General features: G+C 70.9%; 19 protein-coding genes. 5 read left to right on the plus strand and 14 right to left on the minus strand.

Annotated elements, in window-relative coordinates:
• Positions 1-118 precede the first annotated feature (118 nt).
• On the minus strand, positions 119-2473 hold the full coding sequence (locus OHS59_RS14155; protein ID WP_328493753.1) for a polysaccharide lyase 8 family protein: 2355 nt from the start codon (positions 2471-2473) through the stop codon (positions 119-121).
• Positions 2474-2512: 39 nt separating this feature from the next.
• A complete protein-coding gene (locus OHS59_RS14160; RefSeq protein ID WP_328493754.1) occupies positions 2513-3046 on the minus strand; it encodes a hypothetical protein in 534 nt (177 codons plus the stop codon).
• Positions 3047-3360: 314 nt separating this feature from the next.
• Here OHS59_RS14160 and OHS59_RS14165 point away from each other — a divergent pair, with 314 nt between their 5' ends.
• Complete coding sequence (locus tag OHS59_RS14165) at positions 3361-3969, plus strand: YceI family protein (protein WP_328493755.1); 609 nt, start codon at positions 3361-3363, stop codon at positions 3967-3969.
• 150 nt (positions 3970-4119) lie between these two features.
• On the opposite strand, the gene OHS59_RS14170 is transcribed toward OHS59_RS14165, so the two are convergent.
• Positions 4120-4719 (minus strand): YdeI/OmpD-associated family protein, encoded by a 600-nt coding sequence (locus OHS59_RS14170; protein WP_328493756.1) that lies wholly within the window; start codon positions 4717-4719, stop codon positions 4120-4122.
• Positions 4720-4903: 184 nt separating this feature from the next.
• Here OHS59_RS14170 and OHS59_RS14175 point away from each other — a divergent pair, with 184 nt between their 5' ends.
• Positions 4904-5398: an N-acetyltransferase gene (locus tag OHS59_RS14175; RefSeq protein WP_328493757.1), complete on the plus strand. Its 495-nt coding sequence runs from the start codon at positions 4904-4906 to the stop codon at positions 5396-5398.
• Positions 5399-5597: 199 nt separating this feature from the next.
• On the plus strand, positions 5598-6380 hold the full coding sequence (locus tag OHS59_RS14180; RefSeq protein WP_328493758.1) for a serine protease: 783 nt from the start codon (positions 5598-5600) through the stop codon (positions 6378-6380).
• Between the two features lie 159 nt (positions 6381-6539).
• On the opposite strand, the gene OHS59_RS14185 is transcribed toward OHS59_RS14180, so the two are convergent.
• Both OHS59_RS14185 and OHS59_RS14190 read right to left on the minus strand, forming a co-directional pair.
• Entirely contained in the window at positions 6540-7880 is a 1341-nt protein-coding gene (locus OHS59_RS14185) for a hypothetical protein (RefSeq protein WP_328493759.1), read from the minus strand.
• Between the two features lie 169 nt (positions 7881-8049).
• The gene (locus OHS59_RS14190; protein WP_328493760.1) at positions 8050-11070 is read right to left on the minus strand and encodes a glycoside hydrolase family 3 protein; all 3021 of its coding nucleotides are present in this window, start codon (positions 11068-11070) and stop codon (positions 8050-8052) included.
• A 366-nt stretch (positions 11071-11436) separates the two neighbouring features.
• Here OHS59_RS14190 and OHS59_RS14195 point away from each other — a divergent pair, with 366 nt between their 5' ends.
• On the plus strand, positions 11437-13260 hold the full coding sequence (locus OHS59_RS14195; RefSeq protein ID WP_328499198.1) for a ricin-type beta-trefoil lectin domain protein: 1824 nt from the start codon (positions 11437-11439) through the stop codon (positions 13258-13260).
• Positions 13261-13473: 213 nt separating this feature from the next.
• Here the strand turns inward: OHS59_RS14195 and cimA are convergent, their stop codons facing one another.
• The 8 genes from cimA to OHS59_RS14235 form a co-directional block, all read right to left on the minus strand.
• Complete coding sequence (gene cimA / locus OHS59_RS14200) at positions 13474-15078, minus strand: citramalate synthase (protein ID WP_328493761.1); 1605 nt, start codon at positions 15076-15078, stop codon at positions 13474-13476.
• A gap of 320 nt (positions 15079-15398) precedes the next feature.
• On the minus strand, positions 15399-16655 hold the full coding sequence (locus OHS59_RS14205) for a hypothetical protein (protein WP_328493762.1): 1257 nt from the start codon (positions 16653-16655) through the stop codon (positions 15399-15401).
• A 185-nt stretch (positions 16656-16840) separates the two neighbouring features.
• Positions 16841-17398 (minus strand): TetR/AcrR family transcriptional regulator, encoded by a 558-nt coding sequence (locus tag OHS59_RS14210; protein WP_328499199.1) that lies wholly within the window; start codon positions 17396-17398, stop codon positions 16841-16843.
• Between the two features lie 53 nt (positions 17399-17451).
• Positions 17452-18537 carry an agmatine deiminase family protein gene (locus OHS59_RS14215; protein WP_328493763.1) on the minus strand — a complete coding sequence of 362 codons (1086 nt, stop codon included), beginning with the start codon at positions 18535-18537 and terminating at the stop codon, positions 17452-17454.
• A gap of 9 nt (positions 18538-18546) precedes the next feature.
• A complete protein-coding gene (locus OHS59_RS14220) occupies positions 18547-20229 on the minus strand; it encodes an urease subunit alpha (RefSeq protein ID WP_328493764.1) in 1683 nt (560 codons plus the stop codon).
• Positions 20226-20933: an urease subunit gamma gene (gene ureA / locus OHS59_RS14225; protein ID WP_328493765.1), complete on the minus strand. Its 708-nt coding sequence runs from the start codon at positions 20931-20933 to the stop codon at positions 20226-20228. Before ureA ends, OHS59_RS14220 begins: the two co-directional genes overlap by 4 nt.
• A gap of 236 nt (positions 20934-21169) precedes the next feature.
• Positions 21170-22258, minus strand: a complete 1089-nt coding sequence (locus tag OHS59_RS14230; protein ID WP_328493766.1) for a branched-chain amino acid aminotransferase — start codon at positions 22256-22258, stop codon at positions 21170-21172.
• Positions 22259-22535: 277 nt separating this feature from the next.
• Positions 22536-23576 (minus strand): 3-isopropylmalate dehydrogenase, encoded by a 1041-nt coding sequence (locus OHS59_RS14235; protein ID WP_328493767.1) that lies wholly within the window; start codon positions 23574-23576, stop codon positions 22536-22538.
• Positions 23577-23729: 153 nt separating this feature from the next.
• Here OHS59_RS14235 and OHS59_RS14240 point away from each other — a divergent pair, with 153 nt between their 5' ends.
• On the plus strand, positions 23730-25346 hold the full coding sequence (locus tag OHS59_RS14240) for a purple acid phosphatase family protein (RefSeq protein ID WP_328493768.1): 1617 nt from the start codon (positions 23730-23732) through the stop codon (positions 25344-25346).
• A 79-nt stretch (positions 25347-25425) separates the two neighbouring features.
• On the opposite strand, the gene OHS59_RS14245 is transcribed toward OHS59_RS14240, so the two are convergent.
• A complete protein-coding gene (locus tag OHS59_RS14245; protein WP_107021965.1) occupies positions 25426-25554 on the minus strand; it encodes a hypothetical protein in 129 nt (42 codons plus the stop codon).
• Positions 25555-25602 lie beyond the last annotated feature (48 nt).

Consider the following 25602-nt stretch of genomic DNA (forward strand, 5'->3'; position numbering starts at 1 on the left):
CGTCGACTCTGTACAGTCTCCGGCCCGTTTTACTGGTAGCCCTGAACAGAACCCTTGCCGCGTGCAGGCGATCCGACTGCTCAGAGGGCCTTTGCCTTGTAGGGGTCACACAAAGCGCTCAACTGAGAGTCACCTCACACTCCATCGTCGCGCATACCTTCCCTGGAGTGACGCGCAGCCTCAGCCGGCGTCCGGTGGCGAGCACCTCGACGCCTGGATCCGCGCGCACGACCCCGCGCACGGGACGGTCCCAGGTCACCTCAAACACCTCTCCGGTACGCAGGGGCTCGCTCACGCAGAGGGTCGCGGTCCCGCCCCGGCGGCGTACCAGCACGCTCGCGGGGGCGGTGGTGCTGAGCGGGCCTGCCGTGCCCGGCTGCCAGAAGTTGGCCGCGAGCAGCCCCAGGGCCGGTACGGACACCGCCTGGCGGCCGGAGTCGTTGGCGAGGACCGACAGCCGGTGGCGATCGGCGGCGCGGGCCGCGACCGTGCGGCGCGAGGCCCCGGGCAGCACGACGTACGCGTACGTGGCGTCCACCGGGTCCGTGCCGTGGTCGATCCAGAGCGTCTGCCAGCGGCGGGTCCGGCGTTCGGTGGTGCTGGTGGTGTTGATGTCGGACCAGGCGCCGGTGCGGTCGTCGCGGAGGGTGTGCGGTTCGGCCCCGTCCAGGAGCACCCAGCCCCCGTGCCCCTCCAGGTGGGCCCAGCCGGGTCCGCGTACGAGGCGCTGCGTGCCGCCCTCCCCCAGGTTCCTGTTGTCGACGACCGTCTCGACCGGAACGCCGTCCGTGGCGGTGATGCCCGCGCCGAGGCAGACGATCGCGTCGTCGAGGCAGAACCACGACTTGCGGGCCTGGAGGGTCGAGCCGAGGCCCAGCAGGTGCTGTCCGACGGCCGCGAACTCCCCGTCCGTCGTGCCGCCGACCCAGCGCGCCGCGGGTCTGGGTTCGCCCCACTCGCCGCCCGCCCGGTCGGCGAGCCGTTTGGTGGACACGGTCGTCCCGGGCAGCCGGTACCAGTCGACGGTCGGCCAGTACCAGTCCGTGTACTGGTCGGTGGGGCTCCCACCGGCCCACCAGTGGAGCATTCCGGCACCCGTGTGCCAGCCGCGCGGGTTCTCGCCGTTGCCGCACTCGTAGTACGCGATCCGCTCGCTCGCCATGGCGATGTTCGCGGTGAAGCCGGGGCCCCCGCCGGAACCCGTCCCGGTGCCTCGGTGGACCGACCTGTCCATGGCGGCGAAGAGGTGGTGACCGGCCGGTTCGGGGGCGGCCGGGAGGGCCGAGCCGGCGACGGCGTGGAGGCGGGCCAGGTCGGCCACCCCGAACTGCCGTGCCGTCAGGATCGGGGTGACGGTGTCCCGCTCGATCCAGCCCTTGATCCTCCCCTGCCAGCGTTCGCGTTCCGCCGCGCTCGCGCCCTGGGCCAGCAGCGCGATCGCGGCGATCAGCGCCTGCCCGTGGAAGTGGTCGCTGCGCATGACCTGCCGGTCGTCGCTCTTGAGGTAACCCCGGCTGATGGCACGCCCGTTGACGCTGTCCATCATCAGCCCGTCGTGGATCAGCGGCGCGTAGGCCTTCTCCACGCTGTCGAGGATGATCTGCCGGCCGGGATCGCTCACCTCCCACTGCGACCCGGCGAGCAGTGCGAAGAGACGGCCCAGCCCGTCGAGCATGACCTGCCCGTACGTCCCCGAGTACGCGACCCAGGTGTGCTGGACGAACGACCCGTCGGCGTAGAGCCCGTCCCCCTTGGTGACGTAGGGGAAGACCGGTGAGAGCGCGTCCCGGGCGAGCGCGATCTTCCCGGGGGCGCGGCCGAGGATGCCGCGCAGGGCGACGGAACGGCACAGGTCGACGCGGTTGGCGCCGGTCGAGGTGCCCGTGTAGTCCCCGAGCATGCTGTCGGGGACGAAGTGGTCGACGGCGGCGCAGGCGGCCTCGATCCGCGTGTCCGTCAGCTCGCCGTACAGGGCGGCCACGATGTCCATGAGGAGGCGGGGGCTGCCGATCTGCCACTCCCACCAGTTGCCGTAGCGGGTGGTCGAGGGGTTGTAGACGGTCGCGGAGAGGTGGTCGAGGCCGCGCAGGACGTCCGCGAGCAGGCCCGCGTCGCCGGTGGACCCGGTGCCCTCCTGGACGTACGCCTGTGTCATCGTCCACAGCCTGCTGTAGCTCTGGGTGATGCCGGCGGGCGGGTCGTAGGGGTAGCCGGGCCACAGCGAGTTCGCCGCCGGGGTCATGGACGCCCGGAAGCCGCGGGCCAGTTCGCCGGTCTCGGCGAGGCGGGACGCGTACGGCTCGGCGGCCGGGTCGTATCCGGCGCCGAGGGCGATCTCCAGCCAGCGGCGGCGGAGCGTGTCGTACGGGTCGTCGTCGGCCGCGTGCGCCGGGGCGGGGAAGGCGGTCGCGAGGAGCGGGGCGCCCGACGTGAGCGCCGCCGCGAGCAGGAACGTACGGCGGGTGGAAGTCATCTCCTGGGTCTCCTCTGTCGGCTCTGTCCGCTGTGTCTCCTAGCAGCCGCCGCAGTTGTGGTAGAGGACGTCCCAGTGGTTGCCCTCGTCCGCGTAGATGTTGCCGGAGCCCGACCGGTACTGGAGGGCTCCGTCTCCGCGCGGGCCGATGTAGGTGAACGTGTTCTTGATGTAGTTCGTGACGCAGGTGCTCTTGGCGTAGTCGAGCTTGTAGCCGTTCCAATGGGAGTACGTGCCGCTCGCGTGGCCCGTCTCCGTGCCGCCGGTGATGTTGAGGGCGCAGCCGGTGGCGCTCTTCAGGGTCTGGGCGCCCTGGGCGGTGGCGAGGTTGAGCTGCTCGAAGGACGTACAGGTGGGGTTGTTGCGGTCCGAGCAGCCGCCGGAGGACGACCAGGTGATGCCGGAGCCGCTGAACATCGAGGTCGCGCTCGCGTGGCTGATCTTCGTGACGGCGGCGGCTTCGGCGATCGTGCTGGTGTCGGGAGCGGCGGACGCCCCCGTGGCGCCGCCGAGCACGACGGCGGCCGGGGCGGCGAAGAGGGTGAGGGCGGTCAGGGCGGAGCGGAGCTTCATGAGGAGCCTTTCCTGCGGATGACCGTGCGGACTGCGGGTGTACGCGGGTACGTGCCGGCTGCGGGTGACCTTGCCGACCGCGGGGCTGGGGACGGCTGTGCAGGGGGAGCAAGGCGATGGTGCCCGAGGTCTACACGTGTCCACCAGGGGGCCAACGGATGACCTTGGGTTTAGACCAATGGCAACCGGGTGTAACCGGGGCAACACACCCCGACCACAGTTGAAACCCGTAGGGAATAGGTCTATGGTCGCCCTAGTTGAACGTTAAACAGCTTCGGCACAGGGCCGGAGCTCGTCCCCCCAAGGAGCCAGTCATGGGAATCTTCGGCCGCAAGGACACCGACACCGCAACCGCGACGCCCGGCGCCGTGAGCCCCGACCTCGCCGCGCTGACCGGCGACTACGCGATCGACCCGGCCCACTCGACGATCGGCTTCGTGGCGCGCCACGCCATGGTCACGAACGTCAAGGGCGGTTTCCAGGACTTCACCGGCAGCCTGCACCTGGACGGCGGCGACCCGTCGCTGTCGACGGCGTCCATCGACGTCAAGATGGACAGCATCAGCACCGGCTCCGACGACCGTGACGGTCACCTGAAGAGCGCGGACTTCTTCAAGACGGAGGAGTTCCCCACGATGACCTTCCGCTCCACCGCGGCGCAGGCCCTCGGTGGCGACGACTACCGCATCACCGGTGACCTGACGATCCTCGGCACCACCAAGCCGCTCTCCATCGACCTGGAGTTCAACGGCGCGGCGAAGGACCCGTTCGGCAACGAGCGCGTCGGCTTCGAGGGCAAGGCCGAGATCCTGCGCTCCGAGTGGGGCCTCACCTGGAACGCGGCGCTCGAGACCGGTGGCGTGCTCGTCTCCGACAAGATCAAGCTGACCTTCGACATCTCGGCGATCAAGAACGCCGCCTGACCCGGGCACCCGGGACTCCGCCCCGAGCCCCGCTCGCCGAGCGCGCCCGCCCTCCGACTCCTTGCGAGCGGACGGCGGGCGCTCGGCTGTGCGGGCCGTCCTGTGCGTCCTGTGCGTCAGGGCCGGACGGCCCGGGCGCACGCATCGGCGTCACCGCACCGGCTGCCCCGACTCCAGCCCGGTGACGGCCTTCCGCAGCCGGGCGGCCCGCACCTCGGGGGTCCTCGCCCTCAACAGGCCCAGGACGACCAGGTACCGGCCCGTCTTCCCGAGCCCGTCGAAGCAGGCCTTCGCGCGCGGGCTGCGGTCAAGCGCGGCGGCGAGGTCGTCCGGCACGGTGGCGTCGCGCTGCGACTCGTACGCGGCCTCCCACCGGCCGTCCGCCCGCGCGGCGGCGACCTCCGCGTGGCCCGTGGGACGCATCCGGCCGGCCGCGGTCAGTGCCTCCACCTTGCGCACGTTCACCTTCGACCAGAGGCTGCCCCGCCTGCGCGGGGTGTACCTCTGCAGATAGAACGACGCGTCGAGGCGGCGCCGTTGACCGTCGATCCAGCCGTGACAGAGGGCCACGTCGAGCGCCTCCGTCACGGTGATCGACGGCACTCCCGACCCCTTCTTGGCGATCCGCAGCCAGACCCCGCCCCGGAGCCCCTCATGCGCGGACACCCACGCGTCCAGCTGCGCCGCATCCGTGAAGGCCTTGATCTCCACACCGTCGAGGCTGCCGAGCGATCCACGACTGTCATCCATGAGGAGACGGTAGGACGCAAATAGGACAGACACTGTCCCAGATAACCCGCCCTCCACACGGGGGCGCGGGGAACTGCGCAACGGGGGTTCGGGGGCGGAGCCCCTGAGCGGTGACGGAAAGCCGGGTCCACCGGCCACGGATATCCCGGTGCGGGCCCGGTGGGCCGCGGGTTAGCCTCCGGGGATGACCTGGCTGCCCGCTGACTTCGTCCATCCGCTGCGCGTCGACCTGCCCGGCGGACCGCATCTGCGGCCGATCGCCGGCGCGGACGCCGCGATCGACTACCCGGCGGTGATGGGTTCGCGGGAGCGGCTGTGGTCGATCTTCGGGGAGGCCTGGGGCTGGCCCGCCGCCACCATCACGTACGAGGCCAACAAGGCGGACCTGGAACGGCACGCGGCCGAGATCGAGGCGCACGAGTCCTTCAACTACGTGCTGTTCGACGAGGCGGAGACCACCGAGTACGGGTGCGTGTACATCGATCCCCCGGAGAAGGCCGGCGCCGACGCCGAGATCTCCTGGTGGGTCGTCGACGGCCAGGTGGGGACCTCGCTGGAGCGTGACCTGGACGCCTTCGTGCCGCGGTGGATCGCCGGGGCGTGGCCCTTCGAGCGGCCGCGGTTCGTCGGACGGGACCTGTCGTGGAAGGAGTGGCTGGCCCTGCCGGACCGGACCTGACGACCGTCCCCGACCGCGGCCGTCGGCAGACTCCGCTGACCGGATAGGAACGGCTGATTTCAGCCCCTTGTGGCGGCGCTCACAGCGTTCGCATAATCCCTCAACAGAAATTGACCGGCTCATGCCGTGAACTACGCGATTTCTTCTCGTCTGACTTGGCATGCGCCTGTCACTTCCACCCCCCACGGAAGGCATCACGTTGAAGAATCTCCTCAAGACGCTCAAGAGATGCGCGGTCGCCGGCGCCGCCGCCCTCGCGGTCATCAGCCTCCAGCCCCTCTCCACCGCGCAGGCCGCCCCGGCGCCCGTCGTCGGCGGAACCCGCGCCGCGCAGGGCGAGTTCCCGTTCATGGTCCGGCTCTCCATGGGCTGCGGCGGCGCGCTCTACACGCAGCAGATCGTACTCACCGCCGCGCACTGCGTGGGCGCCACCGGCAACAACACGAGCATCACCGCCACCGCCGGGGTCGTGGACCTGCAGTCCACCTCCGGCCGGGTCCAGGTCAAGTCCACCAAGATCTACCGGGCCCCCGGCTACAACGGCAACGGCAAGGACTGGGCGCTCATCAAGCTCGCCCAGCCCATCAACCTGCCCACGCTGCCGATCGCCACCAGCACGGCGTACAACTCCGGGACCTTCACCGTCGCCGGCTGGGGTTCGGCCAGCGAGGGCGGCGCCCAGCAGCGCTACATGCTCAAGGCCGGCGTGCCGTTCGTCAGCGACGCCACCTGCCGGTCCTACAGCGGATACAGCGGCCTCGTCGCGAGTGACGAGATCTGTGCCGGCTTCGCCGCGGGCGGCGTGGACACCTGCCAGGGCGACTCCGGCGGTCCGATGTTCCGCAGGGACGGCGCCGGCGCCTGGATCCAGGTCGGCATCGTCAGCTGGGGCATAGGCTGCGCCCGCGCCAACGCCCCCGGCGTCTACAGCGAGGTCTCGACCTTCGCCTCCGCGATCGCCTCGGCGGCCGCGACTCTCTGACGTCCGCGGTACGACGTCCGCGGTACGACGACTACGCGTCGTACGAAGTCCACGCGTCGTACGAGGTCCACGGGTCCGGCGCCGAACCGCGCCGGGCCCGCGGGCGTACCGGCACCCGTAGGCGCACCGGCACCCGGGTACGTACCGGCGCCCGTGGTGTCAGAATCCGCCGCCGAAGTCGCTGCCGCCCCCGCCACCGAAGTCCCCGCCACCGCCGCCGTCGAAGCCCCCGCTGAAGTCACCGGAGTCGAAGTCGGCGCCGGACACGTCCCCGCCCTCGTACCCGCCGCCGCCGAAGTCCCCGTAACCGGAGCCGTAGTCGGCCGCGTACGCCGGGCCGGCCATCATCGAGCCGAGCACCGTGCCGACGAGGAGGCCGGGCAGGATGCCACCGCCGAAGTAGCCGCCCGCCCAGGGGCCGTACGCCGGACCCGCGTCCCAGTAGGGGCGGCGGCCCGAGTCGGTGTCGACCTCGCGGACGGCGGGGTCGTGGCCGTCCGCCAGCCGGGTCTGGTCGGCGGCGCAGACGGGCACCTCGCGGGGCGCTCCGCCCGCCGGCGTCCAGGCGGCGTCGGCGACCGACGGGCCGTGGCGCGGGTCGAAGAAGCAGGGCGCCCGGCGTTCGGGAACCGGCCGGCCCTCGCGGCGCGCGGCGAGCACGGCCAGGGAGAAGCGCCCGTCCTCCAGCGCCTCGGTGACGCCGCGTACGTCCTCGGGACGGGTGGCCGCGGCCATGAAGGACTTCGCCTTGTCGTACGCGTCGAGGGCGCGCTCGTAGTCGGCGCGCATCGTGTCGTCCGCGCCGGCCTCCGCGGGGTGGAAGTCGAGCCGGTCGAGTTCCTCGCCGAAGGCGGTGATGTCCTCGTCCACGACGACACGCAGCCTGTCGAGCGCGGCCTGCCGCTCCGCCTCCTTGCGGCGGCGGTTGCGCCTCGCGAGGGCGTACGCGCCCGCGCCGCCCGCCACGACGACCGCGCCGACCCCGATCAGGGCGCCGGTGCCGACGCCGTCGCCGTCCCCCTCGCTCCAGCCGCTGGGTGCGGAGCCGCCGACGTTGGCGAGGGCCAGGTCCGTGAAGTGGTCCAGCTGGCTCTTGGTGTCCTCGCCCCGGACGCCGGTCACCATGTTGCGCACGGCGGCGGCCGGGATGAGGGAGGAGTCGGCCTTCGCGTCGAACCGGGTGCCGAGCCGGATCGCGTACAGGCCCGTGATGCCGGTGTCGGTGCGCAGGTTCCGGAAGAGGTTCTCCGTGGGGAAGTCCCCGGGAAGAACGGCGACGAACACCGGTTTGTCCGCCCTCTCGATCTTCGCGGCCAGGGCTTCGGCGTCGGCGTCGGACAGGACCCGGGCCATGGACGGATCGACGTACACGGGGCTCTTGCGCAGGGCCTGCGCGACGGTCGGGACGTCCGTGGCGGCGTGGGCGCCGCCGCCCCCGACGGCCAGCGCCGCGAACGCGATCAGCAAAACGGAGAGTCCTCGTGCCAGCGCGCCTTTCATACCTCCGAACCTACTCCTGCCCCACCGTTTCCGGCGGCCCACGCCTTCTGACACCGGGCCGGTCTTTCAGGGGCGCGGGGCTGTGTCCGTCCGCGGCTCCGCCGCGTGGGCGCGCCCGGCCCCCACCGGGCCGCGGACGAACAGCGTCCGCGACCCGGCAGGCGGCCGATCAGGCCGCGCTGTACGCGGCCGTCAGCTTCTCCACCGCCCGCGCATAGCGACCGGTCAGCAACAGATGATCCGCGTCGGCGAACGGCTTGGCGACTGCCGAGGTGATCCCCTGCCCGACCTTCTGCTGGACGAGCAGCCGCGCCTTGCCGACGATCGCGCGCCCCGCCTCCTCGGACCCGGCCCGCTCGGCCAGTGAGGCGGCGACGGCAAGGGCCTTCAGCGTGGCCTTGCCCCCCTCCGGCACCTTGGTCAGCGTCGTCAGACCCCACCCGTAGGGGAACTGCGGGTCGTAGGACGCGTCACCGACGTTGATCGGCAGCTGGGTCTCGGACTTCGGCCACGTGACGGGCAGCTGACCGGTGAAGGCCCGCTTCCCGTACAGCACGTCCGCGACCCCGTCGCCCTCGGTGCCCGGCAGCCAGGACGCGACGAGCGCGTCGATGTCGCCGAGCTGGTCACCGACGAGCTGCGGACGCCCGGAGACGACGAGCACGACGCACTTCATGGCGGCGCACACCGTGTCGACGGCGGCTTTGTCGGCGGCCGTCAGGGCCAGGTCGTTGCCGTTGCCGACATCACCGACGCCCTCCGCGTACGGGGTCTCGCCGACAACCACGACACCCACGTCGTTGCCCGCGGTCGGCGCCGACGCGTCCTTGGAGTACGTGACGGAGCCGCCCGCCTTGCGCAGGCCCTCCAGGATCGTCGTCCCGTCCGTGATCTTCCCGGACGAGCCCTGCCAGGTGATGGTCCAGCCGCCGGTCTGGTTGCCGATGTCGTCGGCGTTGGACCCGGCGACGTACACCTTCTGCGACTTCTTCAGCGGCAGCACACCGCCCGCGTTCTTCAGCAGGACCTGGGACTCGGCGGCGGCCTCGCGGGCCACGGCCCGGTGCTCCGCCGAACCGATATTCGAGGCGCCCGCGGTGTCCGCGTACGGCTTCTCGAAGAGGCCCAGCTTGAACTTCTGCGTGAGGATGCGCGAGACGGCGTCGTCGATCCGCTTCTCGCCGACCCGCCCGGCCCGCACCTCGTCGAGGAGGGTTGCGTGGAAGTCCTTGTACGCGTACGGGACCATGATCATGTCGAGGCCCGCGTTGATCGACGTACGGACGTCGCTCGCGTAGTCGCCGGGGATCTGGTCGATGGCCTGCCAGTCGCTGATCACGAAGCCGTCGAAGCCCATGCGGTCCTTGAGGACCCCGTTGAGCATGTCGGCGCGGGCGTGCATCTTCACCGCGCCCTTGCCGTCACCGAGGATGTCCAGCGAGGAGTACGAGGGCATGAACGTACCCACGCCCCGGTCCACCGCGTCCTGGTACGGAGCCAGGTGGACGGCTTCCAGCTCCTGCCGGGTGACCTTGGTGACGCCCTGGTCGATCGTGTACGAGCCGGTCGTGGACGAGCCGAACTCCGTACCGCCGTCGCCGACGAAGTGCTTCGCGGTGGCGAGGACCTTGTCGTTGCGCTTCAGGTCCTTGCCGCTGGCGGCTCCCTGGAGGCCCTGGATGACGGTCTCCATGGACTCGACGAGCGCCGGGTCCTCACCGAACGACTCGTACGTCCGGCCCCAGCGTTCGTCGCGCGCCACGCACAGGCAGGGCGCGAAGTCCCACGGGATGCCGGTGGCCCGGACCTCGGCCGCGGTCACCTTGCCCGCGTCGTACGCGACCTGGGGATCGCGCGAGGCGCCGATGCCGATGTTGTGCGGCAGGATCGTGGCGCCGACGAGGTTGTTGTGGCCGTGCACGGCGTCCACGCCGTAGATGAGCGGGATCTGGAACCGGGTGGCCTGCGCCCGGAGCTGGAAGCCGTCGATCATCTTCGCCCAGGCCTCGGGCGTGTTCGGCGTCGGCGTGGAGCCGCCGCCGGAGAGCAGCGAGCCGAGGTCGTACGCGGCGATGTCGCCCGGCGCGGTGAGCGCGCCCCGCTCGGCCTGGGTCATCTGGCCGGCCTTCTCGGCGAGGGACAGCCGGGACAGCAGGTCGGCGACCCGCTTCTTCACCGGCAGCTTCGCGTCCAGGTACGGCAGTCCGTGGGCGTCGATGACGACCTGTGGGTTCTCGGCCGGTGCCTTGGCGCCGGTGACCGTGAGCTTCAGCGGTACGGTCTCGGCGTTCTCGCCCGCCTTGTCGCGCAGGGTGGACACCGAGACGGTCCGCGAGGCGCCCGAGGCCGTACCGGCCGGGAAGGTCAGCTCACCCTTGACCGGGGTGTAGTCCTTGCCGGACTCACCGGTGCCGCCGGCCGTCTCGTACGCGACGGTGACCGGGTCCTCGATCGGGGCGGAGCCGGTGGTGGCGACCGTGATCTTCACGGCGGCCGAGCGGCCCTCCTTCACCGGGTAGACGGCGGCGTCGGTGACGACGTTGGCGCGCAGCGCCTGGTCGGCCTTGCCGTACAACTCCACGCCGTCCATGGCGAATTGGTCCTTCACGCCGACCGGGAGCGTGAGCGCGTAGCCCCACATCTCGGTGAGGCCGAGCACCTGGTCGATGCCGCCGACGGGCTGGTAGTCCGTACGGTAGGTGAAGTCGGTGAACGGGATCTCCAGCTGTTTCCAGCCGGTGAAGTCGTCGGTGAAGGACGTCGTCCACAGCTCGGAGGCCTCGCCGTTGGCGCCGCCGTCCTTGAGCTCGAAGTTCACCTTCTTGCCGTTGTTGCGGCCGTCCCACCAGAAGCGGATGCCCTTGCTCGCCGACCAGTCGTGGGCCGGCTCGGCGAAGGCGAAGTCGTGCGTGAAGCCTCCGTAGCCGCTGATGTCGTACGTGCCGGCCAGGACCTTGTCGCCCTGCGGCGCGTCGTCGCGGGCGGCGAGCTCCAGGGTGGGCGGGTCGTCCGAGTCGCTGCCCCAGGTGAAAATGCCCTCTGCGGGCGGGTTCGCGAACGGGATCTCGCCCTCGAAGTTGTCGACGGGGACGGGGGCGGGATCGTCCGCTCCGGAGGCGGTACCCGCCACGGCGAACGGCAGCAGACCGGTCAGCAGGGCGGTGGAGACGAGCAGGGCGGTTCTTCGCATGGACCTTCCCTCGGCTCAAGCTTTGTCGGGATGACCTCGCAGGACTTAAATCACGCCGTGAGTTAACTGACGCCCCGCCCGGCCGTCAAGACTTCACACCAAAGCCAGCACAGAAGCCCGTACCGAGCGAAGTCGCGGCCGGATCAGGGGTGTTGCCCGTTCGGAAACTGAACGCGCACCCTCTTGACGCGGACCCGAAGCCGTCATTTACTCACGCCTCGCACGCCTCCCGTTCCCCCCACCTCCAGAAGGGCGGCGCACCGCATCATGGGCATTCCCGTATCCATTTCCAGCCCCGGCCCCACCCCCGTCCCCGTCTCCGGAAGGCCCCGTCGGGTGGCCCGGCTCCTTCTCGCCGGGCTGCTCATGACCGCCGGTCTGACCACGGTCGGCGTCCCGCCCGCGCACGCCGCGGGCGAGCAGGTCACGGCCTGGCTCACCACGACCGACGACTCCGGCGGCCGGCACGTCGTACGGGGGCTGCAGGCGCAGACGCCGTTCGCGTTCCAGGCCGGCAGCGGCGGCGGTGGCGAGAACATCACCGTCGACGAGAACACCCGCTACCAGACCTTCTCCGGCGGCGGCGCGTCGTTCACGGACACCGCGGCCTGGCTGATGGACGGCAGCGGCGCCCTCTCCCAGGCGACGCGCGACGCGACCATGCGCAAGCTGTTCTCCCCCACCGACGGCATCGGTCTGTCCTTCGTCCGCAACCCGATGGGCGGCTCGGACCTGGCCCGCTTCGGCTATACGTACGACGACGTGCCCGCCGGGCAGACCGATCCCACCCTCGCCAAGTTCTCGATCGCGCACGACCTGGAGGACGTGCTGTCGTTGACGAAACAGGCCAGGCAGCTCAATCCGTCGCTCACCCTGATGGCCTCGCCGTGGACCGCGCCCGCCTGGATGAAGGACAACGGGCAGCTCAACGGCGGCTGGCTGAAGGCCGAGAACTACGGGGCGTACGCCAACTACTTCGTGAAGTACCTCCAGGCCTGGCGCGACCAGGGCGTGCCCGTCGACTACGTCAGCGCCCAGAACGAACCGACCTGCTGCTCCGGCTACCCGTCCATGAGCTGGAACGGCTCCGGGCTCGCGTACTTCACCAAGAGCGAGCTGCTGCCCAGGCTCCAGGGCGCGGGGCTGTCCACCAAGGTGCTGGCCCACGACTGGAACTGGGACACCTACGACGCGTACGCGGCCCAGACCGTCGACGACGCGGCGGTCCGCTCGCACCCGAACTTCGGCGGGATCGCCTGGCACGGCTACGGCGGTGACGTCGCCAAGCAGACATCCGTGCACAACCAGTACCCGCAGCTGGACGCCTTCGGCACCGAGCACTCGGGCGGCACCTGGATCGCCAACCAGCAGCGCGAAGACATGAGCAACATCATCGACTACACCCGCAACTGGGCGAAGTCGGTCACCAAGTGGTCGCTGGCCGTGGACCAGAACCGCGGTCCGCACAACGGCGGTTGCGGCACCTGCGACGGGCTGGTCACCGTGCACAACGGGGACTCCCGGCACGGGCAGGTCGACTACACGATCGAGTACTACACGATGGGTCACCTGACGAAGTTCGTCCGGCCGGGTGCGCATCGCATCGCCTCCACGGCGAGCGCGTCCGTGCCGAACGTGGCGTGGCGCAACCCGGACGGGTCGAAGGCGCTGATCGCGTACAACGACTCGTCCGCGGCCAGGACCGTGACGGTCAACTGGGGCTCGCAGCACGCCACCTACTCGCTGCCCGGCAAGACGTCGGCGACCTTCACCTGGTCGGGCACGCAGTCCGGGGGCGGCGGCGGGCAGGCCGGGGCGTTCGTGGGGCTCGCGGGCAAGTGCCTGGACGTGGCGGGCGGTTCGTCGGCGAACGGTTCGGCCGTGCAGCTGTACGACTGCAACGGGTCTGCCGCTCAGAGCTGGACGGTGGGGGCGGACGGGTCCGTGCGGGCGCTCGGGAAGTGCCTCGATGTCACTTCGGCGTCCGTGTCCGACGGGGCGAAGGTGCAGCTGTACGACTGCAATGGGTCAGGGGCGCAGGGGTGGTCGTACAACGCCTCTACGGGGGACGTCGTGAACACCGCCGCGAACAAGTGCCTCGACGTGAGTGACAACTCGTCTGCGAACGGGGCTCGGGCGCAGATCTGGTCCTGCACGGGGGCCGCCAACCAGAAGTGGCAGCTGCGGTAGGGCGTTCTCTCGCCCCCGCCGCCCTTACCCGTTCCCGTCCACGTCTCGGGGGCTCCGCCCCCGAACCCCCGCTCCCCAAACGCCGGAGGGGCTGACTACCAGCCCGTCCGGCGTTTGAGGACGAGCGCGAAGCGCGATCAGCGGGGGCGAGGGGGCGGAGCCCCCATGCAGTGACGGGAAGGGTAGGGGCGGCGGGGGCGAGGAAAAGGTTGGCTAGGCGGCCGGTTCTACGCCCGCGCGCAGCAGCCCGTACGTGTACGCGTCCTCCAGCGCCTGCCAAGACGCCGCGATCACGTTCTTCGCGACGCCGACCGTCGACCACTCCCCCGCCCCGTCCGAGGTGGAGATGAGGACCCGCGTCGTGGACTCCGTGCCGTGCTTGCCCTCCAGGATGCGGACCTTGTAGTCGACCAGTTCCAGCTTGGCGAGCTGGGGGTACAGCTTCTCCAGGGCTACCCGCAGGGCCCGGTCGAGCGCGTTGACCGGCCCGTTGCCCTCCGCCGTGGCGACGATCCGCTCGCCCTTGGCGAAGAGCTTGACCGTGGCCTCGTTGGCGTGGCTGCCGTCGGGGCGGTCCTCGACGATGGCCCGCCAGGACTCCACGTCGAAGTACTTGCGGGCCTTGCCCTCGGCCTCCTCCCGCAGGAGCAGCTCGAAGGAGGCGTCCGCCGCCTCGTACGTGTAGCCCTGCAGCTCACGCTCCTTGACCCGGCCCACGACCCGGCCGATCAGCTCGCGGTCGCCGCCGAGGTCGACGCCGAGTTCCTTGCCCTTGAGCTCGATGGAGGCGCGGCCCGCCATGTCGGAGACGAGCATCCGCATCGTGTTGCCGACCAGCTCGGGGTCGATGTGCTGGTAGAGGTCCGGGTCCACCTTGATCGCCGAGGCGTGCAGACCCGCCTTGTGGGCGAAGGCCGAGACACCGACGTACGGCTGGTGCGTGGACGGGGTGAGGTTCACGACCTCGGCGATCGCGTGCGAGATGCGGGTCATCTCGGACAGCGCGCCCGCCGGGAGGACCTTCTTGCCGTACTTCAGCTCCAGGGCCGCCACGACCGGGAAGAGGTTGGAGTTGCCGACGCGCTCGCCGTAGCCGTTCGCCGTGCACTGGACGTGCGTCGCGCCCGCGTCCACGGCGGCGAGGGTGTTGGCGACGGCGCAGCCCGTGTCGTCCTGGGCGTGCATGCCCAGGCGTGCCCCGGTGTCGGCGAGGACGGTGGCGACGACGGCCTGGACCTGCGCGGGCAGCATGCCGCCGTTGGTGTCGCAGAGGACGACGACGTCGGCGCCGGCCTCCGAGGCGGCCCGGACGACGGCCTTCGCGTACTGCGGGTTCGCCCGGTAGCCGTCGAAGAAGTGCTCGCAGTCGACGAAGACGCGACGGCCCTCGGAACGGAGGTAGGAGACGGTGTCGCGGACCATCTCCAGGTTCTCTTCGAGGGTCGTGCGCAGCGCCAGCTCGACATGCCGGTCATGGGACTTGGCGACGAGTGTGACGACGGGCGCGCCGGACGCGACGAGCGCCTTGACCTGCGGGTCCTCGCTCGCTTTGCCGCCTGCCCGGCGGGTGGCGCCGAAGGCGACGAGCTGGGCGTGCTTGAAGTCGATCTCCTGCTGGGCGCGGGCGAAGAACTCGGTGTCGCGCGGGTTCGCACCCGGCCACCCGCCCTCGATGAAGCCCACGCCGAAGTCGTCCAGGTGCCGTGCGATGGCCAGCTTGTCCGCGACGGTGAGGTTGATGCCCTCACGCTGCGCGCCGTCGCGCAGGGTGGTGTCGAAGACGTGGAACGAATCGTCGAGCTCGCTGGGTTCGGTCATGGTGTCAAGGCTCCTGAGGATCAGATCTCGGTCGGTACCGGAATGACCGGCTCCGCCGTCCCCACATGGTCCCTCGCGCTCTCGCCTCCGGCTGAGGGTGGGCCAGAAAAGCGAAAAACCCCTCGCGGGTGCGAGAGGTCTGCGCGCGGGTCGAGACGACGGTGTCCACCCGTACCTGGTCGTACGTGGTGGTCACTGCGGACCGGCGCGCCTGCTGCCAATAATCGTGGCGAACGAGAGCACGGACGCAGTCTGGCACATACCGCCTCCGTGCTCACCGTCCGTCTCAGGATGCGAGCACTCGGTGTGTCACCGGCACGTCACCGCAGGTGGCGGACGAACACGTCGGTGCCGTCGTTCGTGTCGCCGGCCGGGATCAGCGCCGGGTCCCCCGACTGGAAGGCGATGCGGCGGGCGCCCTCGGAGATCCGGCCCGGCAGGACGTCGGCCGTGGCCGTGCCGCCGGTGGAGTCGGGCGTCACCAGGACGGTGGTGCCCTTCCTCAGGTCCCGCAGATAGACGGGCCACTCCTTGCCGTACTGGGCGTCCGGCTCCGTCACCTCCGACATGAACGTGACGTACCGCCCGTCGGGGCTCACCGCGGGGTTACGGGTGTAGGCCTCGCCGGAGCCGCCCTGGGTGCCGTGGACACGCAGGTTGGCGCCGGTGGCGAGGTCGTGCACGAACACGTTCCAGGCGCCGTCGTTGTCGTCGGGGACCAGGTGGGTGTCCCGGGACTCGAAGACGACCGTGCGTCCGTCGCCGCTGATGGACGGGCGCAGCGACTCCTTCTCGGTGGCCGTGCCGTCGTGGGAGCGGTCGGCCTGGACGCGCTCGCCGGTGCGGCGGTCGTACACCCAGATGTCCCCCCAGTCGTCGCCGCGCGGGCCGTTCGCGTAGTTGTACTGGTAGGCGACGCGGCGGCCGTCGTCGCTGACCGTCGGCTCGAAGGCGTTGCGCGGCTCCCAGGTGGGCCGGGGGTGGCTGATCCGCTCGGTGGTGCCGGCGGTCCGGTCGCGCAGGAAGACCACGGTGCCCTCGCCGGTCTCGTTCAGCGTGTAGACGGCGTAGCGGCCGTTCGGGCTGACGGAGACCGCGCCGGGCGACCCGGTGAATCCCTCGGGGATCTCGATCCCGAACTTCTCCTGCCGGCCCGTGCCCGGTTCGGACAGCCACACGTCGCCGGACGCGGCGTACGCGAGCCGGCCGTCGTCGAGGGCCGCCGCCACACCGCCGAAGCCGGCGAAGCGGGTCTTGTCGGTGCGCAGGTCGCGCAGGTACATGCCCCCGTGCGGCGTGTTCGGATCCAGGTCCTCCGCGTCCGAGGTGAAGGCGACATAGCGTCCGTTGCGGCTGATGGCGGCGTCGCCCGAGGCTCCGTTGCCCGCTTTCCCCCCGGGGGTGACGCTGACCGGCTCGGTGTGCGCAGCGGCGTGCGGAGCTCTGGGCGCGGCGGTCGCGGCGGTCCCCGTCAGAACCGTCGCGGTCACCGCGGAGGCGACAAGAGCCGCGGCGAGCGCGGTGCGCGTGGTGCGAGAGGTGCGTGTGATGCGAGTCGTGCGCGTGCTGGCGTACAAGAGCTTTCCCCCTGTGGTGATTCGGCCGGGGCTGCGACCGCCTCACGCATGCTTCTGCGCACGACTGATTCCCCCCGGCTCCCCGTAGCGCTCGTCCCCCGGCCCTGCGCCGAGGGCTCATCCGATGCAAACGCACCGTCAGGCAGGGGTCAATCCGCCATATCGCGTACAACCTGGACGTGCGTTCAAGCGTCCGGGGCCGTCTGCGGGCGCAGCGCCTCGTCCAGGAATTCCCGTACGTGGCCGAGAACTTGCCCTCGGTCCGTGCCCCGCAGGCCGATCGCGACATGGATGGAGAAGCCGTCGAGGAGGGCACGCAGACGGGTGGCGAAGCGGTCGGGGTCGACCGGCCGGAACTCCCCGCGCGAGGAGCCCTCCGCGATCAGTGCCACCAGGTCGCGGTGCCAGACGCCCTCGATCGCGGCCTGACGCCCGCGGGCGTCGTCGTCGGCGTTCTGCGAGCGGTTCCAGACCTCCAGCCAGAGGGTCCAGTGCGGATCGCGGTGGCCCTCGGGCACGTACAGGTCGACGTACGCGTCGAGTCGCTCGCGCGCCGGAGCCGCCCGTGCGAGCAGCCGGCCGCGCTCGGTGCCGAGCAGTCCCTCGCTCCACTCCAGGGTGCGCAGCAGCAACTCGTCCTTGGAGCGGAAGTAGTAGAGGAGATGCCCGCTGCTCATCCCGACCTCGGCGCCCAGCGCCGCCATGGTGAGCTTCTCCAGGCCGCGCTCGGCGATCATGTTCATGGCCGCGGCGAGGACGTCCTCACGGGGCGGGGCGGTGGTGCGCCGGCGGGTGGTCACCGTGCCTCCGCGCGGTCGGCCCTCGGCTGCTGCTGTGTGACGCAGTGGATGCCGCCGCCGCCCGCGAAGATCGCCCGCGCGTCCACCAGGGTCACCGTCCGGTCGGGGAACAGGCGCCGGAAGATACCCGCCGCGGTCTCGTCGCGCGGGTCGTCAAAGCCGCAGAGGACGACTCCGCCGTTGCAGAGGTAGTGGTTGATGTACGAGTAGTCGGCCCAGTGGCCGTCGGCCTCCAGGACCGTCGGGGCGGGGACCTCCACCACCTCGATACGCCGGCCGTGCGCGTCGGTCGCCGCACCGAGCAGCCCGATGATCTCCTTCGACACCTCGTGGTCGGGGTGGGCCGGATCGGGCTGGGAGTGGGCGACGACGACTCCGGGGCGGGCGAAGGCGGCGACGATGTCGACGTGGCCGAGGGTGCCGAAGCTGTCGGGGGTCCCCGAGTCCCCTTCGGAGGGCGGGGGCGGGTAGTCGCCGGTGAGGCCGCGCGGCAGCCAGATCGCCTTGCGGGTGCCGAGCATGCCGTGGATCTCCGCCTCGACCTCCTCGCGGGTCCAGCCGGGGTTGCGCTCGGGGCCGAGCTGCACGGTCTCGGTGAGCAGCACCGTGCCCTGGCCGTCGACGTGGATCGCGCCGCCCTCGTTGACGAGTCGCGAGGCGTACGTACGGGCGCCGGCGAGGTCCGACACGTACGCCCCGATCGTGGCGTCGTGCTCCCAGCGGGCCCAGGCCTGGGCGCCCCAGCCGTTGAACGTCCAGTCCACGGCGGCGAGTTCACCCTTGGCTCCGGTGAGGAAGGTGGGGCCGATGTCCCGCATCCAGGCGTCGTCGAGGTCGTGCTCGACGGTGTCGATGCCGGGGCCCAGGAGGGCTCGCGCGGCCGCGGACCGGCCAGGCCCGCACACGACCGTGACCGGCTCGAAGCGTCGTACCGCACGGGCCACCGCCGCCCAGGCGGCACAGGCCTCGGCGAGGTCGCCGGGGTCGTCGAAGGTGGGGTTCGGGCCCGGCCACGCCATCCAGGTGCGCTCGTGCGGGGCCCACTCGGCGGGCATGTGGAAGCCGTCGGCGGCAGCGGTCATGGGTGATCCTCAGAGGAAGTACAGGCGGTTGAGTGACACGGACTCGGCCGGTTCCGAGCGCAGCGGGTCGCCGTCGAGTGTGACCAGTCCGGTGTCCCGGTCCACATCGACGTCCCCCGTACGGGAGTTGAGGAGCAGGTCGGCCGGGCCGATGCCGCGGGTGCCGCGGACCGCCACCCTGCGTCGGCGGGTCGGCATGATGTCGTTGCCCCGGTCGAGCGCGGCCTGCGCGACGAACGCGACCGAGATGTCGGCGGGGGTGGCGCCGTGCGCTCCGAACTGGGGCCCCAGGACGAGGGGTTCGCAGGTGTCGGTGGCCGCGTTCGGGTCGCCCACGACTCCGTACGCCGGGAAGCCGGACTTGAGCACGAGCTGGGGCTTCGCTCCGAAGAACTCGGGCCGCCACAGCACGATGTCGGCCAGTTTGCCCGTCTCGATGGAGCCGACCTCGTGGGCGAGGCCGTGCGCGATGGCCGGGTTGACGGTGAGTTTGGCGATGTAGCGCAGGACGCGCGCGTTGTCGTCGTCGGGGCCGTCCCCGTCCAGGGGGCCGAACTGGGCCTTCATCTTCCCGGCCATCGCGAAGGTGCGGCGGACGGTCTCGCCCGCGCGGCCCATGCCCTGGGCGTCCGACGAGGTGATGCCGATGGCACCGAGGTCGTGCAGGACGTCCTCGGCGCCCATGGTCCCGGCGCGTATCCGGTCACGGGCCATCGCCGCGTCACCGGGCAGGTCGGTCTTCAGTCCGTGGACGGAGACGATCATCCCGTAGTGCTCGGCGACCGCGTCCCGGCCGAAGGGCAGCGTGGGGTTGGTGGAGGAGCCGATGACGTTCGGTACGCCCGCCATCTTCAGGACGTTCGGCACATGGCCGCCGCCGCAGCCCTCGATATGGAAGGCGTGGATGGTCCGCCCGTCGAGCACGCGCAGGGTGTCCTCGACGGACAGGCACTCGTTCAGGCCGTCGCTGTGCAGGGCGACCTGTACGTCGTGCTCCTCGGCGACGCGCAGCGCGGTGTCGAGTGCGCGGGTGTGGGCGCCCATGTCCTCGTGGACCTTGAAGCCGGACGCGCCGCCCTCGGCGAGGGCCTCGACGAGCGGGGCCGGGTCCGAGGACGAACCCCGGGCCAGGAAGCCGATGTTGACCGGCCAGGCGTCGAAGGCGTTGAAGGCGTGCCGCAGCGCCCAGGGCGAGTTGACGCCGACGCCCCACACCGGGCCGAACTCCTGGCCGATGATCGTCGTCACCCCGGAGGCGAGGGAGGCCTCCATGATGCGGGGCGACAGCAGGTGCACGTGGGTGTCGACGGCTCCGGCGGTGGCGATCAGCCCCTCGCCGGAGACGATGGACGTGCCGGTGCCGACGACGACGTCCACGCCGTCGAGGGTGTCGGGGTTCCCGGCCCGGCCGATCGACGCGATCCGGCCCTCCCGGATGCCGATCGACACCTTCCGGATGCCCTGGACCGCGTCGATCACGAGGACGTTGCTGATCACGACGTCACAGGTGTCGCGGACGGCCGCGGCCTTGAGGTGCAGACCGTCACGGGCCGTCTTGCCGAACCCGGCGAGGAACTCGTCCCCGTACTTCTGGGAGTCGGACCCGACCCGCACGGTGAGGCCGGAGTCGCCGAGGCGGACCCGGTCCCCGGCGCGGGGGCCGTGGGTGGCGGCGTACTCGTACGGGTTCATCGCTCGCCTCCCCTGGAATCGGCCGCTCCCAGGTATCCGCAGGCCACCGCCCTGCGCAGGGCCTCCGTCTTCGCTCCCGGGGCGTCGAGCGGGCCGTCGACCAGGCCCGCGAAGCCGATCGCCACCCGCTCGCCGCCGATCGGGAGCAGCCCGACCTCGACGGTCTCCCCCGGCCCGAAGCGCACGGACGCCCCGGCGGGGACGGCCAGGTGCGTCCCGTAGGCGGCGGCCCGGTCGAAGTCGAGCCGCGGGTTGGCCTCGAAGAAGTGGAAGTGGGAGGTCACGGAGACGGGGACGGTGGCGGTGTTCGTGACCGGGAGCCGGCGGACGGGCTCGGGGTCGGTGTGCGCGGGTCCCGGCAGCAGTGCGCCCGGTCCGTCGGGTCCGTCGGGTCCCGGGCCGGCCCCGATCGGGTCGCTCACGACCGCGAGCCGGGAGCCGTCGTCGAAGACGGCCTCCACGTGCACCTCGGTCACGATGTCGGCGACGCCGGGCAGTACGTCGTCCGGGCCGAGCACCGACCTGGCCGCCTCGATGGCCTCGGCCAGCCGACGGCCGTCGCGGGCCGCCTCGCAGGCCGTGTCCGCGATGACGGCCACCGCCTCGGGGACGTTGAGTTTCAGGCCTCGGGCCCGGCGGGCACGGGCCAGTTCGGCTGCGCCGAAGAGCAGGAGGCGGTCGCGTTCCGTGGGGGTCAGTCTCATATTGAGCGCCACTCTAACGCTTGGGCCGCTTCAGGAACAGAGGTCTACTGGTCATGGCTGATGGTTATAGAACAGTGCTCTAAATGACCGGCAGCTCGCCGGGCGGTGGATAGGTGCGGGTCGCAGTGGGCTGAGCGCGCGGTTCCCCGCGCCCCTGTGTGCATGGGGACGCGGGGAACCGCGCAGCGGGGGTTCGGGGGCGGAGCCCCCGAGGTGGGGCCCTCGAGGTGGGGCCGTCAGCCCAGGTTGTGCATCCAGTTGTGGGTGTCCTTCGCGACACCGCGCTGGATGTCCAGAAGCGCGTCACGAAGCTTCATCGTGACCTCCCCGGGCCCGCCCCCACTCTGCTGCCACTCCCCGGTGTGGCTCTTCACCGTGCCGACGGGGGTGATGACCGCCGCGGTGCCACAGGCGAAGACCTCGGTCAGCGTCCCGTTCTCGGCGTCACGCTTCCACTGGTCGCTGGAGACGCGGGCCTGCTCTGACCCGTAACCGAGGTCGCGGGCGACGGAGAGCAGCGAGTCGCGCGTGACGCCCTCCAGGATGGACCCGCTGAGGGTGGGCGTGACGATCCTGTCCCCGTACACGAAGTACAGGTTCATGCCGCCCAGTTCCTCGACCCACTTGTGCTCGACGGCGTCGAGGTAGCAGACCTGGTCGCAGCCCTTGGCCGCGGCCTCGGCCTGCGCGAGCAGGGACGCCGCGTAGTTGCCGCCGGTCTTGGCGTCGCCCACCCCGCCGGGGACGGCGCGGACCCGGTCCTCGGAGAGCCAGATGGAGACCGGCTTCACACCGCCGGGGAAGTACGCGCCGGCGGGCGACGCGATGACGATGAAGAGGTACTCGTTCGCGGGCCGCACACCCAGACCGACCTCGGTCGCGATCATGAACGGCCGCAGGTAGAGCGACTCCTCGCCGCCGTGCGCCGGCACCCACGCCTTGTCCTGCCGGACCAGCGCGTCGCAGGCCTCGATGAAGGTCTCGACGGGCAGCTCGGGCATGGCGAGGCGGCGGGCGGACGACTGGAAGCGCAGGGCGTTGCGGTCCGGGCGGAACGTGGCGACCGAACCGTCGGGCTGCCGGTAGGCCTTCAGTCCCTCGAAGATCTCCTGCGCGTAGTGCAGGACGCTCGTCGCGGGGTCGACGGAGAGCGGGCCGTACGGGACGAGCTGGCCGTCGTGCCAGCCACGGCCCTCCGTCCACTTGATCGTCACCATGTGGTCGGTGAAGTGGCGGCCGAATCCTGGGCTGACCAGGATCGCCTCGCGCTCCGCTTCGGACAGCGGGGCCGAGGAGGGCTTGAGCTCGATCGTGGGCGTCGTCATGAGTGGTTTGTCCTTCACCGGTTGTGTGTGACGGGCCGCGCTCACGCCTGTACTGCCAGTGGCCAGTGTTAGGACGTCCGAGCATTCCCTCATTTCGCGGCTCCGCGTTCGATTATCGCGCGAGGTGAGCCGAATGGGGGCACCACCCGTGCGATGAAGGCCACGGAGGGCGAAAACGGTGTGAATGCGGCCCAGGGATTGATGGTGGCACCCGGCGAGGCATACGAAAAGCCGCCGGGTGCGCGAGCGACCCGGCGGCTTGGGTGGTACCGGCGGGTCAGCCGGATACTCGGGCGGCGAGCGCGTCGCCGATTTCCTCGGTCGTACGGGTCGTGGTGCCGCGCTCCGCGAGGTCGGCGGAGACGGCGTCCTCGATGCGGGCGGCCTCGGTCTCGTAGCCGAGGTGACGCAGCAGGAGGGCGACGGACAGGACGGTGGCACTGGGGTCGGCCTTGCCCTGGCCGGCGATGTCCGGGGCCGAGCCGTGCACCGGCTCGAACATCGACGGGAACTCACCGCTCGGGTTGATGTTGCCCGAGGCGGCGACGCCGATGCCGCCGGAGACGGCCGCGGCGAGGTCGGTGATGATGTCGCCGAAGAGGTTGTCGGTGACGATCACGTCGAAGCGGGCGGGGTCCGTGACGAGGTAGATCGTCGCGGCGTCCACGTGGATGTAGTCCGTGGTGACCTCGGGAAACTCCTCGGCCACCTTGTTGAAGACGTTCGTCCACAGGTGACCCGCGAAGGTGAGCACGTTGTTCTTGTGGACCAGCGTGAGCTTCTTGCGGGGGCGGGCCTGGGCGCGGGCGAAGGCGTCACGCACGACGCGCTCGACACCGAAGGCCGTGTTCACGGAGACCTCGGTGGCGATCTCGTGCGGGGTGCCCTTGCGGATCGTGCCGCCGTTGCCGGTGTAGGGACCCTCGGTGCCCTCGCGGACGACGACGAAGTCGATCTCCGGCTGGCCGGCGAGCGGGGTGGCGACGCCCGGCAGGAGCTTCGACGGACGCAGGTTCACGTGGTGGTCGAAGGCGAAGCGGAGCTTGAGCAGGAAGCCGCGCTCCAGGACTCCGGACGGGACCGACGGGTCGCCGATCGCGCCGAGCAGGATGGCGTCGTGCTGCTTCAGGGCTTCCAGGTCGGCATCGGTGAGGGTCTCACCGGTGGCGCGGTAGCGCCGGGCGCCGAAGTCGAACTCCTTGGTCTCCAGCTTCACATCCTGCGGGAGGACGGCGGAGAGGACCTTCAGGCCTTGGGCCACGACTTCCTGGCCGATGCCGTCACCGGGGATCACTGCGAGATCGATGCTGCGAGACATGTCGGCACCCTACTCCCCGTCCCACGGGATGACATGGGGCGTCCGCCATACGGACAGGGTCAGGCTGTCGGCCGGGGTGCGCGCATCAAGCCGTCAACCGCCGTTCACCTGTACGTATGGCGGTTGTTGGCACTTGATGGGAAGTTCACCACCATGACCGCGCCTCCCCTGGGGACACCCCCCGGACCCCCCGTTCCCGACGTCGGCATCCCGCCGCGGCTCGCACGCCGGATGAGCATGGCGGAGCAGTACGAGTATCTGCGGACGAAGTTCTCCCGCCGCCGTGCCCTGGTGAGCGCGGGCGCGGTGGCCGGCGGGCTGCTGGCCGGCTGCTCCGGTTCGGGTTCCGGCACGGACACGGCGAGCCGGTCCGCGTCGCCCCTGTCCGGCGGCTCCACCCCCACCGAGCGGGTGGACGGCGCGGTCGTCACCCCCTTCGGCCGTCATCTCGCCTTCGGCGCGGACCCGAAGACCCAGATGCGGATCTCCTGGCAGGTGCCGCTCACGGTCAAGAAGCCGTACGTGCGGGTCGGTCCGAAGCCCTGGGAGCTGAGCCGCAAGATCGACGCCGAGGTACGTGACCTGCACACGCCCGGGCTCGAAGGGGTGCGGCTCGCCCTCGACCAGTTCTATCTGCACGCGGCGCTCGACGGGCTGCGGCCCGGCACGACGTACTACTACGGCGTCGGTCACGAGGGGTTCGACCCGGCGTCGAAGGAACGGCACTCCACGGTCGGCTCGTTCACGACGGCGCCCGCACGTGCGGAGAGGTTCGTGTTCACCGCGTTCGGCGACCAGGGGGTCACGCCGGACGCGCTCGCCAACGACAAGCTGATCCTCGGCCGGGAGCCCGCCTTCCATCTGCACGCGGGCGACATCTGCTACGCGGACGTGACGGGCCACGGCAAGGAGTCGGACATCTACGACCCGACCGCCTGGGACCTGTTCCTCAAGCAGACGGAGACGGTCGCGAAGACGGTCCCGTGGATGGTGACGACCGGCAACCACGACATGGAGGCCTGGTACTCACCGAACGGGTACGGCGGACAGTCGGCGCGCTTCTCCCTCCCGGACAACGGCTTCGACGCGAAGAACGCCCCGGGCGTCTACTCCTTCACGTACGGCAACGTCGGGATCGTGGCGCTGGACGCGAACGACGTGTCGTACGAGATCCCCGCCAACAAGGGCTACTCGGACGGCCGCCAGTCGGCCTGGCTCGACAAGCGGCTGGGGGAACTGCGCAAGGAGAAGGGGATCGACTTCGTCGTGGTCTTCTTCCACCACTGCGCCTACTCGACGTCGACCCACGCCTCGGACGGGGGCGTCCGGGACGCCTGGCTGCCGCTGTTCACCAAGCACCAGGTGGACCTCGTGATCAACGGCCACAACCACGTGTACGAGCGGACCGACGCCGTCAAGAACGGCGGGGTGGGCAAGCCGGTACCGATCGGCGCGTCGACCGACCCGACGCGGGACGGGATCGTGTACGTCACGGCGGGCGGCGCGGGCAAGAGCCTTTACAGCTTTCCCTCAGGAGTGAAGGACAGCTACGAGGGGAAGGTCGCCGACCGCGAGTCCGTGGACACCTACCACTGGACGAAGTCGAAGAACCAGAACCCCGACACCGTGGAGTGGTCGCGGGTGCGGTACACCGGCTACTCCTTCCTCTCCGTGGAGGCGGAGGCGGGACCGGCTCCCCGGCTCAAGGTGTCGGCGCTCGCCGAGAGCGGCAAGCGCATCGACCATTTCGAGGTGCGGCGCGGAGCGTGAGGCCCCGCGCCACACCCCGGCGGGCGCGGCTCCCGGCTTGTGCTGTGACAGTTGGGGCAACGGCGTCGCGGTACGGGGCTCAGTGGCCCGTCGAGCCGCCGTTGTCCCTGCGGTCGAGGGCGCGCTGGAGCGCGGCCGCGGCGTTCTTGCGGTCGGAATCGCTGGTGCGGGAGACGTGACGGACTCGGCGGGCGGTCGTCTCGGCCATGATGAATCGCTCCTTGCCTCCGGCAGCGGACGCCGGAAGGGGGGTGAG

The sequence above is a fragment of the Streptomyces sp. NBC_00414 genome (genome assembly GCF_036038375.1).
Taxonomy (GTDB): Bacteria; Actinomycetota; Actinomycetes; order Streptomycetales; family Streptomycetaceae; genus Streptomyces.